Here is a 12,943-nt window from a genome sequence, read left to right as displayed (position 1 = left end):
TCCCCCGCTGGTGGGATCGCACTCCCTACGGTTGGCAGTTGCGCGACGGCCAGGCGGACCCGTCGCGGTGGGCGATGACCGCCTACCGCGACCGGTCCCTGATCACCCGCGTCGGCGCCGTCCACGCCGACCTGGCACAGCCGGAGGCGCGCCCTCAGGGCAAGCCGACGTCGTCAGCGACCCTGCCGAGCCTCATCGTCAAGATGTTCCAGCACGGCCGCATCGCCGATGGCGACCAGCTGCTCGACGTCGGCACCGGATCCGGCTACGGAACCGCCCTCGCCGCACTTCGCCTCGGCGAAGACCACGTCACCAGCGTGGACGTCGACCCCTACCTCGTGGACGCCGCCCGCTGCCGCCTGGACGGCCTGGGGCTGCGCCCGCAGCTTGAGGTCGTGGACGCCACCGGCCCTCTGCCCGGCGTGTACGACCGCATCGTGGCCACCGTGGGCGTGCGACCAGTGCCGGTTAGCTGGCTGGAGGGCCTCAAGACCGGCGGCCGCCTGGTCACCACGATCAGCGGCACCTCTCTCATCGTCACCGCCGAAAAACTGAACGACGGCACGGCACTGGGGCAGGTCGAGTGGGACCGAGCCGGTTTCATGCACGCCCGCCACGGCGACGACTACGCCGACGACCTGCCTGCCGGCCTGCGCGACACCGCGCTGTACGGCGAGGGCGAGGCCGTCACCACCGGCGACTACCCGGTGGTCGACGTGCAGGAAGCGTGGGACCTGGCGTCCATGCTCGACATCGAGGCACCAGGCACCGTGACCGGCTACATCGAGGACGGCGACGTACGCACCACGTGGCTCGCGCACCCGGACGGCTCATGGGCACGGGCCACCAGCTACAGCGGGCAGCTGCCACTCGTCCACCAGAGCGGCCCTCAGGGGCTGTGGGACGTCCTGGACCGCATCCGCTCCTACTGGCTCCAGCATGGCGAGCTGCCGCTGCGCGGCGCGCGCGTACGGATCACCCCGGACGGCCAGACGGTGCTGAGGCGCGGCGGCTGGCGCGCCACCCTCTGACCCCCTGAGACGCCCCGGTCGACTGGCCCCCTTCCCGCGCGGCCGACTGGGGTTCACCAAGCACAAAACCCTGCACATCGAAACTCCAGGGGGACCTGTTGAGCGAGCTCCTGCTCGACTCGCGATCGACAATCGCGCCCATACACCGCGACATCTGGGGCCTCGCCGCCGTGGCTGCCGGCCCCTCCGCCTGGGGCTCCATCCTCATGGCCGCCCGGCTGGCCGGAGCGGACCCAGGCCCGTGGACCGTGCAGGCTGCCGCCGCCTTATCCGCATCCTGCACCTTGGCCGGCGGCGTCTGGCTCCTTACCCTGATCGTCAACCGCAGCGGCGGCCGACCACGGTCGCGGGGCCCGGTGCTGCAAGTCCTGGCCGCTGGCGGGATCACACTCGCGGACCTGGTCGACCGCATGGCGCACCTGACACCGAACGGCAACTCCGCCGATCTGCGCCTCGCCTCGGCAGTGCTCCTTGTGTGGCTCACACGAGAGGTCCTGCTCCGCCGCGGGATCACCCTGTCGGACCTCGGTATCGGATCGGCTGGCGACCGTTCACCTATGGGCCGACTCAACGGATGGGCCGTGGGCGTCCAGGCCACCGCTGTCATCATCACAGCCGGATACGTGGTGACCCTCCTTTCCCTCTACGCCCCGGGCCCCCAGTTGCAACAACCCCAGCACGAGGTACTGGGAGTGCACTCCGACCTCATCCACACCACCCGCTCCCTGTGGACCTCGGTGGCCGAGGAGATGGTCCTCACCGGCGCGGTCGTGGCCCTGCTGAGTGCCGCCCGCCGCCCGGTGTGGCAGTGGGTGGCCATCCCCGTCGCTCTGCGGCTCATCCCGCACCTGTACCTGGGCGTGCCCGGCCTCGCCACCGCCATCACGGCGGCCGGCGTGGTCTACCTCTACGCACGGCACCGCCGAGTAACCCCCCTGATCGCCGCCCACTTCCTCTACAACTGGCAACTGATCGACCTCCTCAGCCGCATGACCCCCACCATGCCGAGCCGAACCGCAGCCATCTGCGCCGTCCTTGCCGCCGCCGCAGCCGCCTACGCCGTCCAACAGCGTTTCCTCGCCATCTCAACCTCGCAGGTCTGGCGTCAACCACCCCCGAGCCCTACCGACCGCTCTCTCGCACAACCCGCCGGCCTTCCGTACGAGGCTGGCCGCCGGGATTTTCGCCAGCCCTACGGGCGGGCGCCGCGTTGGAACAGGGCTGTCCAGAGGAACGGTTCGCCGAAGGAGGGGGACTCAGGCGGCTCGTCGCGCATGCGCCGCAGTTCGACCTCCGTCAGGTCGCGGAAGATGCGGCGCAGGGACTCCGGCGTGTAGGCGAGGCCGCCTTGGAGGCCCGACTGCCGGACCGAGTGGCGGTAGAACTCAGCGTCGGGGAGTTCGGACCCCATGGCCCCGGCCGCGAAGCAGGTGAGCGCGAACAGGCCGCCGGGGGCGAGAAGCCGGTCGAGGAGGGTGAGGTAGCTGATGCGGCGGTGTGGCGGCAGGTGGTGGAAGCAGCCGGAGTCGTAGATCAGGTCGTACGGGCCGGCCAGTTCGCCACCGGCCAGGGCGAAGGCGTCCCCCTGGACGAAGCGGACCTCGGCCCCCGTCTCGCGGGCCCGGTCCTCCGCCCAGGCGATGGCCGCCGGGGACAGGTCGACGGCGTCCACCTCGAAGCCCAGCGAGGCGAGGTGGAGGGCGTTGCGGCCGGGTCCGCAGCCCAGGTCGAGGACGCGGCCGCCGGTGATCAGACCGCGGTCGAGGTACGAGACGAGGTTCTCGTCCGGCTTGGCCACGAAGAACGGCACCGGCTTGGAGCGGTCGGCGTAGAAGCCGTCCCACCACGCGGCCCCCTCGGCCGTCCACCGGTCGGCCTCCGGCGCGAACAGGTCGTCCAGCAGCCTGAGTACGTCGTCCACCGTGCGTATGCTCCGGTCCATCCCAGCCCCTTTCCTCCGGTGCGCCGATGGTAGATCCGGCCGCAACGACAGCCCAGGTCAAGGGGGTTGGCCGAACACGGTGACCGGCCGTGTGGGGGCTCCGCCGAGGCCACCTGACCCCGGCGGCCCGGGGGCGGCCGGGAGTGCCCCGCACGCCCCCGGCGAAGGCCGTCACGGCACCGGTCCGGCCCGCGCCGCGCCCGCTTTTACGACGGCTTCGGCGCCTCGTGGGCCCACGTCAGGAGCGTGTGGGTGCGGCCGTTGCTGCGTGCCGTCTCTGGGGCCTCGTCCGTGAGACGGAAACCGGCGGCCCGGGCGACGGCCGTGCTCGCGGTGTTGTCCGGCTCTATCTGCAGCACCACTCGGGGCAGCCCCAGCACCCGGTGGGCGTGGGCGGTCAGCAGGCGGGTGGCGCGCGAGGCGAGGCCCTGGCCGCGGTGGGCGGCGCCGACCGCGTACCCGATGGCGCCCTGGCCGGTGCTCAGCAGCACCTCGCCGAGCGGTGCACCGCCGTTTCTGGTGATGGCCAGGTGCAGGCGGCTGCCGTCGGCGCGGGTGCGGCGGATCATCGCCAGGTACGCGGCCGCCGCGGCCTCGTCGAAGGGTGAGGCGAGCGGGGTGCGGTAGGCGACGGCGGGCTCGTCGAACAGCTCGACCATCGCGGGGAGGTCCGCGTCCGTCCACTCGCGCAGCACGAGGTCGCCGTCGGTGAGCGTGACGGGGGCCGGGGTCATGGGTGCCCTTCCTGGTGGCGGGTGCCGTGCCGCGTAAGCCGGCTACGCCGGGTACGCCGGGCCCGCCTCGCCGTCCGCGCCGGCCGTCCGGGCGGGCCGGGAGCCGAACCGGCCCCCGGCGCGTCAGGCGGCGGGCTCCAGGAGCTTGCGGCCGAAGCGGGTGCCGGGCGGGAGTTGGCGCAGGATGCGGTCGAGGGCCTGGTCGAAGTCGCCGCCCGCGAGGCCGGACTCGTACGCCGCCCCGCCCCAGTGCAGGGTCAGTTGAAGATCCACCCGCTCGGGTGAGCCGTCCGACATGGCTTCACCGAGGGTCAACAAGCAGCTGAGCGTGGCCTGCTGGGGGGCGCCATCAGTGAGTACCGGAAGGGGCAGGTCCCACTCCAGTACGCAGCCGGCCAGCGGCAGGCCGCCGTTCTCCTCCGTCGTGCGCAGCGCGTCGAGGCGCGCGCCCGCGTACTCCACGCCCCTGACGCGGGTGGCGATGCGCCCCCCGCCCGCCGTGATCACGATCGCTTCCGCACCACGGCGGTCCCGGTACCAGCCGGTCCAGACTTCCGTCGACTCCGATGACATGGCGCGGACTGTAGCGGTATGACTGCCTCGCACGTGCGCCGGTCACCCCCGGAGCCGGACTTCAGCCGGTCTTGGCGCTCTTGCCCGGCTCGTCCTCCGTACCCTCGGTGTACAGCTCGCACCGGGGGTTCTGACACGGCCGTGGGCGCCACACCGGAACCCAGGCGCCGAGGACCTTGCGTCGCTTGATGACCGTACCGACGGGCTGCCCACAAGCCGGGCATACGGGTTCCTGCTCACCCTGGGGGCGGTGGACGGTACGGCGTCCTTCACTGGTGCCCATACGTCCAGGATATTCCGGTTCCGCCGGACCGGAAGGGTGGCGGAGTCACCGCTCAGAGGTTGCCGGTATGGCGAGGAATCCGTCGTGCACACGAGCATGCCCCCGAGTGGGCCCGCCCGGCAGGCGCGAGGCCCACCGGGCGGGCACGCCCCGCCGATCAGCGCGTACGCCGGGTCACGAACTCGGCCAGCGCCAGCAGCTCTCCCGCCGCCGTCAGGTCCGGCACCGCCCGGGACAGCTGCTGCACCGCCCGCGCCATCCGGTCGGCCGCCTGGGTCTGCGCCCAGTCGCGCCCACCGGCCCGTTCCACGGCGTCCGCCGCGTGCCGCACACCGGCGTCGTCCAGCACGGGCCGCCCGTACAGCTCCGCCAGTTCCGCGCCGGCGGCCGTGCCGGAGGCGAGGGCGGCGACCACGGGCAGCGACTTCTTGTGGGCGGCCAGGTCCGCCCCGGCGGGCTTGCCGGTGCGTTCCGGGTCGCCCCAGATGCCGATCAGGTCGTCGATCAGCTGGAACGCCAGGCCCGCTTCCCGCCCGAACGCGTCCAGCGCCTCGATCTCCGCCCCGCCCGCGCCCGCGTACAGCGCGCCCAGGGCGCATGCGCAGCCCAGCAGCGCCCCGGTCTTGGCGGTGGCCATGGCGAGGCACTCGTCCAGCGAGACCTCGTGCGGGCCGCGCCCCTCGAAGGCACAGTCCGCCTGCTGCCCCGCGCACAGCTCGATCACGCAGCCCGCCAGCCGCGCGGAGGCGGCCGCGGACGCCGGGTGCGCGTCCTCGGCGAGCAGCCGCACGGCGAGGGCGAGCATGGCGTCACCGGCGACCAGGGCGTCCGGTATGCCGAAGACGGTCCACGCGGTGGGCCTGCCGCGGCGGGTGGGGTCCCCGTCCACGATGTCGTCGTGGAGCAGCGTGAAGTTGTGCGCCAGCTCCACGGCGGCCGCCGCGCGGACGGCGGTGTGCGGGTCGCCGCCCAGCGCCCGCGCCGCGGCGAGCACGAGGGCGGGGCGGATCGCCTTGCCGGTCCGCCCGGCGGCCGGGCTGCCGTCGGCGTGCTCCCAGCCGAAGTGGTACATGGCCACCCGCCGTATGGAGCCGGGCAGTGACTCCACGATGGAGCGCAGCTCGGGGTCGACGACGGTGCGGGTCCGGTCGAGGAGCGCCGCGGCCCCCAGGCCCTCGGCCGCGGTCTCCCTGCTCGTCATGGTCATCGCCAGCGGCTGACTTCGACGTTCTCCAGCACCCCGAGCGCGTCCGGCACCAGGACGGCCGCCGAGTAGTAGGCGGTGACCAGGTACGAGATGATCGCCTGCTCATCGATGCCCATGAACCGGACCGACAGGCTGGGCTCGATCTCATCGGGGATGCCGCTCTGGTGCAGTCCGATGACGCCCTGGTCGGCCTCGCCGGTACGCATGCAGATGATCGAGGTGGTGCGGGCGTCGGAGATGGGGATCTTGTTGCACGGGAAGATCGGCACCCCGCGCCAGGCGGGGATCTGGTGGCCCGCCACGTCCACCGTGTCCGGGACCAGACCGCGCTTGTTGCACTCGCGCCCGAAGGCGGCGATGGCGCGCGGGTGGGCGAGGAACAACTTGTTGCCGCGGCGGCGCGAGAGCAGCTCGTCCATGTCGTCCGGGCTGGGCACGCCGTCGTGCGGCTGGAGCCGCTGCCCGTAGTCGCAGTTGGACAGCAGCCCGAACTCCTTGTTGTTGATGAGCTCGTGCTCCTGGCGCTCGCGCAGCGCCTCGACGGTGAGCCGCAACTGCTGCTCGGTCTGGTTCATCGGCTGGTTGTAGAGGTCGGCGACGCGGCTGTGGACCTTCAGCACGGTCTGGGCGACGCTCAGTTCGTACTCGCGCGGTGAGGCGTCGTAGTCGACGTACGTGTGCGGGACGACCGCCTCGCCGACGTGGCCGGCGGACAGGTCGATGGCCTTCTCGCCGTGCTTGTTGGTGCGCTGGCGGGGCAGCGCGGCCATGGCAGCGAGGTGTCCGGCCAGCGACTCGGCCCGCTCCGCGAGGTTCAGCACGTCGGAGCGGGTCAGCTCCAGGACGACACAGTCGGTGGCGGCACGGGCGGTGTACTCCCAGGTGGCCTCCGCGTCGGTCAGGGCCCGGTCGCCGAAGTGGGCCCCGTCGGCGAGGACGCCGAGGACGGCCTCGTCGCCGTAGGGACCGGTGCCGATCTGCTCGACCTTGCCGTGCGCCAGCAGGTGGACGCGGTCCATCTCATCGCCGGCGACGGCGATGACCTCGCCTGCCGCGTACGTCCGCTGACGGCACCGCTCGGCCAGTTCCGTGAGCGCCTCGGTGTCCTCGTACCCCCGCAGCGCGGGCAGTTCGCTGAGTTCGCCCGGGATGACGGCGACGTGGTCGCCGGTCTGCACGAAGGTGACGCGTCCGTCCCCGACCGCGTAGGTGAGCCGCCGGTTCACCCGGTACGTACCGCCCTGGACCTGGACCCATGGCAGCATCCGCAGCAGCCAGCGGGAGGTGATCTCCTGCATCTGCGGCGCCGACTTGGTGGTGGTCGCCAGCTTGCGTGCGGCCGCCGTACCGAGACTCTGCTGCGGCGGTGCCTGCCCGGTGCGGGTCTCGTCGCCGACCGAATCGACCGAACCTACCGACATGAACGTTCCCCTCGATCATGGAATGAACTGCGGGAAAAGCCTTTCAGCACGCAAGTGGCGCCGCCATTACACAAATGAGTGGGACTGCATCTCCAACTGCGGGGCAGAGCACCGGTTTTCGGCCCTGCCCTGCCCTGCCCTGCCCTGCCCGGCCCGGTCGGCCCGGCCAACGCCCGGCCGGCGCCCGGCCAGGCGCGCTGAGCGGCGCGGCCCGCCGCGCGGCCGCGGCTGTCCGGATCGGCTCGCACACCGCATCCGAACAGCGGACACGCCCGCCCACGTGGGTAGGAACGGCAGGAGCCGCTCCGCTCATCCGCACCGCTCCACCGCTCATACGAAGGAGGCGGTCATGGCCCCACCCATGTCCGCGAGCCGATTCCTCGACGCACTGCGCGACGAAGGTCTCACGGTCGTCGAGGTCGGCGACTGGCGCACCCACAACCGCAACCACAAAGGCCCGTGGGGCCCCGTCCACGGGGTGATGATCCACCACACCGCCACCAAGGGATCGGCGACGACCGTCCGTCTCTGCCGGGACGGCCGCCCCGGCCTGCCGGGGCCCCTGTGCCACGGCGTGATCACCAAGGACGGCCGGGTCCACCTGGTCGGCTACGGCCGCGCCAACCACGCGGGGCTCGGCGACGACGACGTACTGCGCGCCGTGATCGCCGAGCGGGCCCTCCCCCGCGACAACGAGTCCAACACCGACGGCAACCGGCACTTCTACGGCTTCGAGTGCGAAAACCTCGGCAATGGGAAGGACCCGTGGCCCGAGGTGCAGCTGGAGGCCATCGAGAAGGCGGCGGCCGCGATCTGCCGCCGGCACGGCTGGACCGCCGGCTCGGTCATCGGCCACCTGGAGTGGCAGCCGGGCAAGGTCGATCCGCGCGGGTTCTCCATGCGGACGATGCGGGCACGCATCGCGCAACGGCTGCGGTGACAATGGCCGGGTGAACGCGCACACCCTGTCCTCGCTCCACCCACGGCTCCCCTCGCCCCTGGAGCCGGTCGAGGACGAGCGCTTCACCCGGCACGGCGTGCGGCTGCTGCTCAAGCGCGACGACCTCATCCACCCCGACCTGCCGGGCAACAAGTGGCGCAAACTCGCCCCGAACCTGGCCGCCGCGGCCGGGCGCCCCGTCCTCACCTTCGGCGGCGCCTACTCCAACCACCTGCGTGCCGTGGCGGCCGCGGGGCGGCTGCTCGGCTTTCCGACGACCGGTGTCGTACGGGGGGACGAGCTCGCCGGCCGCCCCCTGAACCCCTCGCTCGCGCGGTGCGCGGCGGACGGGATGCGGCTGCTGTTCGTGGACCGCGCGACGTACCGGGCGAAGGCCGACCCCGAGGTGCTGGCGGGCATCCTGCGCGACGCCGCCGAGGACAGCTTCGTCGTCCCGGAGGGCGGCAGCAACGCGCTTGCCGTGCGCGGCTGCGCCGAGCTGGGGCGGGAGCTGCGCGGCCACGGCGTGGACGTAGCGGCGGTGGCGTGCGGGACGGGCGGCACACTCGCCGGGCTGGCGGCCGGGCTGGGGCCCGGGCAAAGGGCGCTGGGCATACCGGTCCTCAAGGGCGGGTTCCTCGGCGGGGAGATACGCGCCCTCCAGGAGGCGGCTTTCGGCGGGCCGGCGGGCACATGGAGCCTGGACGAGCGGTTCCACTTCGGCGGCTACGCCCGTACGGACCCCGCGCTGGAAGGTTTCGCCGAGGACGTCGAGGAGCGGCACGGACTCGCCGTCGAGCGCGTATATGTCGCCAAAATGCTGTACGGGCTCGTCACCCTCGCCCAGGAAGGCGCCTTCCCGCCCGGCACGACGATCGCCGCCGTGATCACCGGCCGCCCCGAACCCGATGGCCCCCGGCCCGACCACCCCGAACCCGGCTGACCCGAACCCGACCGCCCCCCAGCCCCGGCAGCCCGGAGCCCGGCTGCCCCCAACCCGACCGCTCTGAGTTCGGCGCCGCCCCCAACCCCGAACCCGGCCACCCCGAACCCGGCCACCCCGAACCCGGCCACCCCCAACCCGGTCGCCCCCAACCCGGCGGTCAGGGCCGGTCGGCCTCGCGGTAGGCGGCGGCTTCCTCCAGGTCCAGCCGGCGCAGCAGCGTCCGCATCATCTCGTCGTCGATGCGCCGCTCGTCCCGCAGCCGGACGAAGACCTCACGCTCGGCCCGGATCATCTCCCGCGCCAGGCGCCGGTAGGTGTCGTCCGCCGACTCGCCCGTGACCTCGTTGACGGCGCCCAGCCGCTCCCACACGGCGTTGCGCCGCCGTTCCAGCACCGTGCGCAGCCGGTCGGCCAGTGGCTGCGGCAGCGCGTTGCGCGCATCGGCCAGCAGCGCCTCCAGTCGCTCTTCGGCGGCCCGCGACGCCTCGCTCTGCGCCTGCGCCTCGGCCAGCGTCTCGGCCTGCGCGTCGCGCCCCGGCAGCTTCAGCGCCCGGATCAGCGGCGGCAGGGTGAGGCCCTGCACCACCAGGGTGCCGATGACCGTGGTGAACGTCAGGAACAGCACCAGGTTCCGCGCCGGGAACGGCTCGCCGCCCATGGTCACCGGAATGGAGAAGGCGATCGCCAGCGACACCACGCCCCGCATCCCCGCCCAGCCGACGATCAGGGGCGAGGTCCAGGTGACGCCCGCCTCCCGCTCCCGCACCCGCCGCGACAGCGCACGCGGCAGATAGGTGGCGGGGAAGACCCAGACGAAGCGCACCACGACGACCGCGACGAAGACACCCACCGCGTACAGGGCCGCCTCACCGAGCCCGTACTCGCCGAGCCCCCGCACCACATAGAGGAGCTGGAGCCCGATCAGCGCGAAGACGGACGACTCCAGGACGAAGGCGACCATCCGCCACACCGCCTCCTCCTGGAGGCGGGTGGCGAAGTCGACCTGCCAGGAGCGGTGCCCGAGATAGAGGGCGACCACGACGACCGCGAGGACACCGGAGGCGTGGACGTGTTCGGCCGCCGCGTACGCGACGAACGGGATCAGCAGGGAGAGGGTGTTCTGCAGCAGGGGCTCGCCGAGCCGCCGGCGCAGCCAGTGGATCGGCAGCATCAGGACGAGCCCGACCCCGACCCCGCCGAGCGCCGCGAGCGCGAACTGCCCGATGCCGCCCGCCCAGCTCACGCCCTCGCCCACCGCCGCCGCGAGCGCCACCTTGTAGGCGGTGATGGCGGTCGCGTCGTTCACCAGGGACTCACCCTGGAGGATCGTGGTGATCCGCCCCGGCAGCCCGAGCCGCCGGGCGATCGCGGTGGCGGCCACCGCGTCCGGCGGCGCGATCACCGCGCCCAGCACCAGCGCGGCGGTCAGGGGCAGGTCCGGCACCAGCAGGTGCGCCAGGTAGCCGACGGCGAGGGTGGCGAAGAGGACGTACCCGACGGACAGCAGGGCGACCGGCCGGATGTTGGCCCGCAGGTCGAGGTAGGAGGAGTCCAGCGCGGCCGTGTGCAGCAGGGGCGGCAGCACCAGGGGCAGCACGATGTCGGGGTCGAGGGTGTAGTCCGGTATGCCGGGCAGGTACGAGGCGGCCAGCCCGGCCGCGACGAGAAGCAGGGGCGCGGGGACCGGCGTCCTGCGGGCCGCTCCGGCGATCGCGGCGCTCCCCGCGATCAGCGCCACCAGTGGCAGTGCGTCCATCGTCTCCCCTGCTCCCGCGCGTGCCGCGGTCGTGCCCGCGCCCGTCGTAACCTGGCCATCATGAGCGAGTGCCCGCACGTTGCCGAACTGCCGCGCCCCGAGCCGAGCCCGCTGACCGAGACCTGCCAGGAGTGCCTCGCGCTCGGCACGCACTACGTACAGCTGCGGCTCTGCCTGGCGTGCGGGCACGTCGGGTGCTGCGACTCGTCGGCCGGGAGGCACGCCACGGCGCACTTCAAGGAGACGGGTCATCCGGTGATGCGCACCTTCGAGCCCGGCGAGAGGTGGCGTTGGTGCTTTGTCGACGGTTCGATCGTCTGAGGGTTGGGTACGTCAACCCTTCGCCGGTTTCTCGCGATTGGGCCCCGCAGACCTCTAGCCACTGAGCGTACCCATGTGCTTACCATGAGTGACAGTCGCCGGACCGGGGGTCCCGGCGACACGGCACCATGGATCGCGATAGCGTCACCGCGGACCACGCATACCTGCGTACCGCACGGTTCCGGGAAGGATCTCCCTTCCCCGAGCCCCGAAAGAGTTGTGCCACCTTGGAGGTGAGGGTGTCCCAGATCGCAGGCGAGCCCGGGACCCAGGACTTCGTGGAAGTCCGGCTGCCCGCTGCGGGTGCCTACCTGTCCGTGCTGCGTACGGCCACGGCCGGCCTGGCGGCCCGGTTGGACTTCACCCTCGACGAGATCGAGGACTTGCGCATCGCGGTGGACGAGGCGTGCGCGATCCTGCTGCAACAGGCCGTGCCCGGCTCGGTCCTCAGCTGCGTGTTCCGCCTCATCGACGACTCTCTGGACGTCACGGTCTCGGCTCCCACGACCGACGGCCGTGCGCCGGAGCGCGACACGTTCGCCTGGACGGTGCTCTCGGCGCTGGCCGGCAAGGTCGAATCGTCCGTGGCCGACGACCGGACGGTCTCCATCAGCCTGTACAAACAGCGCGGCGCGGGACCCGGGCCGGCGTGAGGAACGGGGACGGTCCGGTGCGAGACGAGGAGCGAGGCCCGCGGGTGTTGAGCTCGCCGGAGGGCATCCCGGAACAGCAGGCGCGGCCGCACCCGGTGGACGGCCTTTCGGATGCGCCGGAGCAGTCGCAGGTGGTGGGTACCTCCCAGGCGGAGCCCTGGGGGAGGGCGGACCGGATGAGCGAGCACGAGCAGCGGCACAACCAGCACCACCACGATCCGCGGGACCGCAGTGGCGCGAAGGCGATGTTCATCGAGCTGCGCGAGCTGCCCGACGGCTCGGCCGAGCGCGCGGAGCTGCGCAACCAGCTCGTGCGCATGCACCTGCCGCTGGTCGAGCATCTTGCGCGCCGCTTCCGCAATCGCGGCGAGCCGCTGGACGACCTGACGCAGGTCGCCACGATCGGGCTGATCAAGTCGGTGGACCGGTTCGATCCGGAGCGCGGCGTCGAGTTCTCGACGTACGCGACACCCACCGTGGTCGGCGAGATCAAGCGCCACTTCCGCGACAAGGGCTGGGCGGTGCGGGTGCCGCGCCGGCTCCAGGAACTGCGCCTGTCGCTCACCACGGCGACCGCGGAGCTCTCACAGCTGCACGGCCGCTCCCCCACCGTCCACGAGCTGGCCGAGCGCCTGGGCATCTCGGAGGAGGAGGTCCTGGAGGGCCTGGAGTCCGCCAACGCGTACTCGACGCTCTCCCTGGACGTGCCGGACACCGACGACGAGTCCCCGGCGGTGGCGGACACCCTGGGCGCGGAGGACGAGGCGCTGGAGGGCGTCGAGTACCGCGAGTCACTCAAGCCGCTGCTGGAGGACCTGCCGCCGCGCGAGAAGCGGATCCTGCTGCTGCGGTTCTTCGGCAACATGACCCAGTCGCAGATCGCGCAGGAGGTCGGCATCTCCCAGATGCACGTCTCGCGCCTGCTGGCCCGCACCCTGGCGCAGCTGCGGGAGAAGCTGCTGGTGGAGGAGTAGGCGGCGGCGCGGGCGTTCTTCCGCGCCCGCTCACCCGCCCGCCCCAGGCGTGGAACGCCACCGTGACCCAGTCCGGCCCGCCGCGCTCGGCGTCGTACAGGTCGACCAGGGCGGTGGGATCGGGCCCCACGGCACGCGCCAGCGTGCGGTGGTGTGACGAAG

13 protein-coding genes and 1 pseudogene are annotated in these 12,943 nt (G+C 72.5%); 7 read left to right on the top strand and 7 right to left on the bottom strand.

Features of this window, described 5'->3' with window-relative positions:
• Positions 1-38 precede the first annotated feature (38 nt).
• Entirely contained in the window at positions 39-1,031 is a 993-nt protein-coding gene (locus QWM81_RS23715; RefSeq protein WP_353938338.1) for a methyltransferase domain-containing protein, read from the top strand.
• Positions 1,032-1,237: 206 nt separating this feature from the next.
• Positions 1,238-1,984 (top strand): annotated as a pseudogene (locus QWM81_RS29190) (hypothetical protein); the annotation flags it as partial.
• Positions 1,985-2,223: 239 nt separating this feature from the next.
• On the opposite strand, the gene QWM81_RS23710 reads toward QWM81_RS29190, so the two are convergent.
• The 6 genes from QWM81_RS23710 to QWM81_RS23685 all read right to left on the bottom strand — a co-directional run bounded on the left by QWM81_RS23710 (position 2,224) and on the right by QWM81_RS23685 (position 7,191).
• Positions 2,224-2,973 (bottom strand): class I SAM-dependent methyltransferase, encoded by a 750-nt coding sequence (locus QWM81_RS23710; protein WP_290114350.1) that lies wholly within the window; start codon positions 2,971-2,973, stop codon positions 2,224-2,226.
• Positions 2,974-3,179: 206 nt separating this feature from the next.
• Positions 3,180-3,707, bottom strand: a complete 528-nt coding sequence (locus QWM81_RS23705; protein WP_290114349.1) for a GNAT family N-acetyltransferase — start codon at positions 3,705-3,707, stop codon at positions 3,180-3,182.
• Between the two features lie 123 nt (positions 3,708-3,830).
• Complete coding sequence (locus QWM81_RS23700; RefSeq protein WP_290114348.1) at positions 3,831-4,280, bottom strand: DUF6304 family protein; 450 nt, start codon at positions 4,278-4,280, stop codon at positions 3,831-3,833.
• A gap of 61 nt (positions 4,281-4,341) precedes the next feature.
• A complete protein-coding gene (locus QWM81_RS23695) occupies positions 4,342-4,563 on the bottom strand; it encodes a hypothetical protein (RefSeq protein WP_290114347.1) in 222 nt (73 codons plus the stop codon).
• 157 nt (positions 4,564-4,720) lie between these two features.
• On the bottom strand, positions 4,721-5,770 hold the full coding sequence (locus QWM81_RS23690) for a family 2 encapsulin nanocompartment cargo protein polyprenyl transferase (protein WP_290114346.1): 1,050 nt from the start codon (positions 5,768-5,770) through the stop codon (positions 4,721-4,723).
• Complete coding sequence (locus QWM81_RS23685) at positions 5,767-7,191, bottom strand: family 2B encapsulin nanocompartment shell protein (protein WP_290114345.1); 1,425 nt, start codon at positions 7,189-7,191, stop codon at positions 5,767-5,769. Before QWM81_RS23685 ends, QWM81_RS23690 begins: the two co-directional genes overlap by 4 nt.
• Positions 7,192-7,540: 349 nt before the next feature.
• On the opposite strand from QWM81_RS23685, the gene QWM81_RS23680 reads away from it, so the two are divergent.
• Both QWM81_RS23680 and QWM81_RS23675 read left to right on the top strand, forming a co-directional pair.
• Entirely contained in the window at positions 7,541-8,131 is a 591-nt protein-coding gene (locus QWM81_RS23680) for an N-acetylmuramoyl-L-alanine amidase (RefSeq protein WP_290114344.1), read from the top strand.
• 10 nt (positions 8,132-8,141) lie between these two features.
• Positions 8,142-9,074, top strand: a complete 933-nt coding sequence (locus QWM81_RS23675; protein ID WP_290114343.1) for a 1-aminocyclopropane-1-carboxylate deaminase/D-cysteine desulfhydrase — start codon at positions 8,142-8,144, stop codon at positions 9,072-9,074.
• 160 nt (positions 9,075-9,234) lie between these two features.
• Here QWM81_RS23675 and QWM81_RS23670 read toward each other — a convergent pair whose 3' ends face one another.
• Positions 9,235-10,833, bottom strand: a complete 1,599-nt coding sequence (locus QWM81_RS23670) for a Na+/H+ antiporter (RefSeq protein ID WP_290114342.1) — start codon at positions 10,831-10,833, stop codon at positions 9,235-9,237.
• A gap of 60 nt (positions 10,834-10,893) precedes the next feature.
• Between QWM81_RS23670 and QWM81_RS23665 the strand changes: the two genes are divergently transcribed.
• The 3 genes from QWM81_RS23665 (at position 10,894) to QWM81_RS23655 (ending at position 12,781) form a co-directional block, all read left to right on the top strand.
• The gene (locus QWM81_RS23665) at positions 10,894-11,154 is read left to right on the top strand and encodes a UBP-type zinc finger domain-containing protein (RefSeq protein ID WP_290114341.1); all 261 of its coding nucleotides are present in this window, start codon (positions 10,894-10,896) and stop codon (positions 11,152-11,154) included.
• Positions 11,155-11,393: 239 nt separating this feature from the next.
• Complete coding sequence (locus QWM81_RS23660; RefSeq protein ID WP_030688746.1) at positions 11,394-11,807, top strand: ATP-binding protein; 414 nt, start codon at positions 11,394-11,396, stop codon at positions 11,805-11,807.
• On the top strand, positions 11,804-12,781 hold the full coding sequence (locus QWM81_RS23655; RefSeq protein ID WP_290114340.1) for an RNA polymerase sigma factor SigF: 978 nt from the start codon (positions 11,804-11,806) through the stop codon (positions 12,779-12,781). The genes QWM81_RS23660 and QWM81_RS23655 overlap by 4 nt, the downstream gene beginning before the upstream one ends.
• The last annotated feature ends 162 nt before the right edge of the window (positions 12,782-12,943 follow it).

Source organism: Streptomyces ficellus (assembly GCF_030406405.1).
Lineage (GTDB): Bacteria > Actinomycetota > Actinomycetes > Streptomycetales > Streptomycetaceae > Streptomyces > Streptomyces ficellus_B.
The sequence above is the reverse complement of the archived record's forward strand: the minus strand, read 5'-3'. Positions and strand labels throughout refer to the sequence as shown.

Bases quoted from the DNA above. Each gene is read 5' to 3' on its own strand.
- QWM81_RS23710 (WP_290114350.1), bottom strand. From the start codon at position 2,973: ATGGACCGGAGCATACGCACGGTGGACGACGTACTCAGGCTGCTGGAC.
- QWM81_RS23705 (WP_290114349.1), bottom strand. From the start codon at position 3,707: ATGACCCCGGCCCCCGTCACGCTCACCGACGGCGACCTCGTGCTGCGC.
- QWM81_RS23700 (WP_290114348.1), bottom strand. From the start codon at position 4,280: ATGTCATCGGAGTCGACGGAAGTCTGGACCGGCTGGTACCGGGACCGC.
- QWM81_RS23695 (WP_290114347.1), bottom strand. From the start codon at position 4,563: ATGGGCACCAGTGAAGGACGCCGTACCGTCCACCGCCCCCAGGGTGAG.
- QWM81_RS23690 (WP_290114346.1), bottom strand. From the start codon at position 5,770: ATGACCATGACGAGCAGGGAGACCGCGGCCGAGGGCCTGGGGGCCGCG.
- QWM81_RS23685 (WP_290114345.1), bottom strand. From the start codon at position 7,191: ATGTCGGTAGGTTCGGTCGATTCGGTCGGCGACGAGACCCGCACCGGG.
- QWM81_RS23680 (WP_290114344.1), top strand. From the start codon at position 7,541: ATGGCCCCACCCATGTCCGCGAGCCGATTCCTCGACGCACTGCGCGAC.
- QWM81_RS23670 (WP_290114342.1), bottom strand. From the start codon at position 10,833: ATGGACGCACTGCCACTGGTGGCGCTGATCGCGGGGAGCGCCGCGATC.
- QWM81_RS23665 (WP_290114341.1), top strand. From the start codon at position 10,894: ATGAGCGAGTGCCCGCACGTTGCCGAACTGCCGCGCCCCGAGCCGAGC.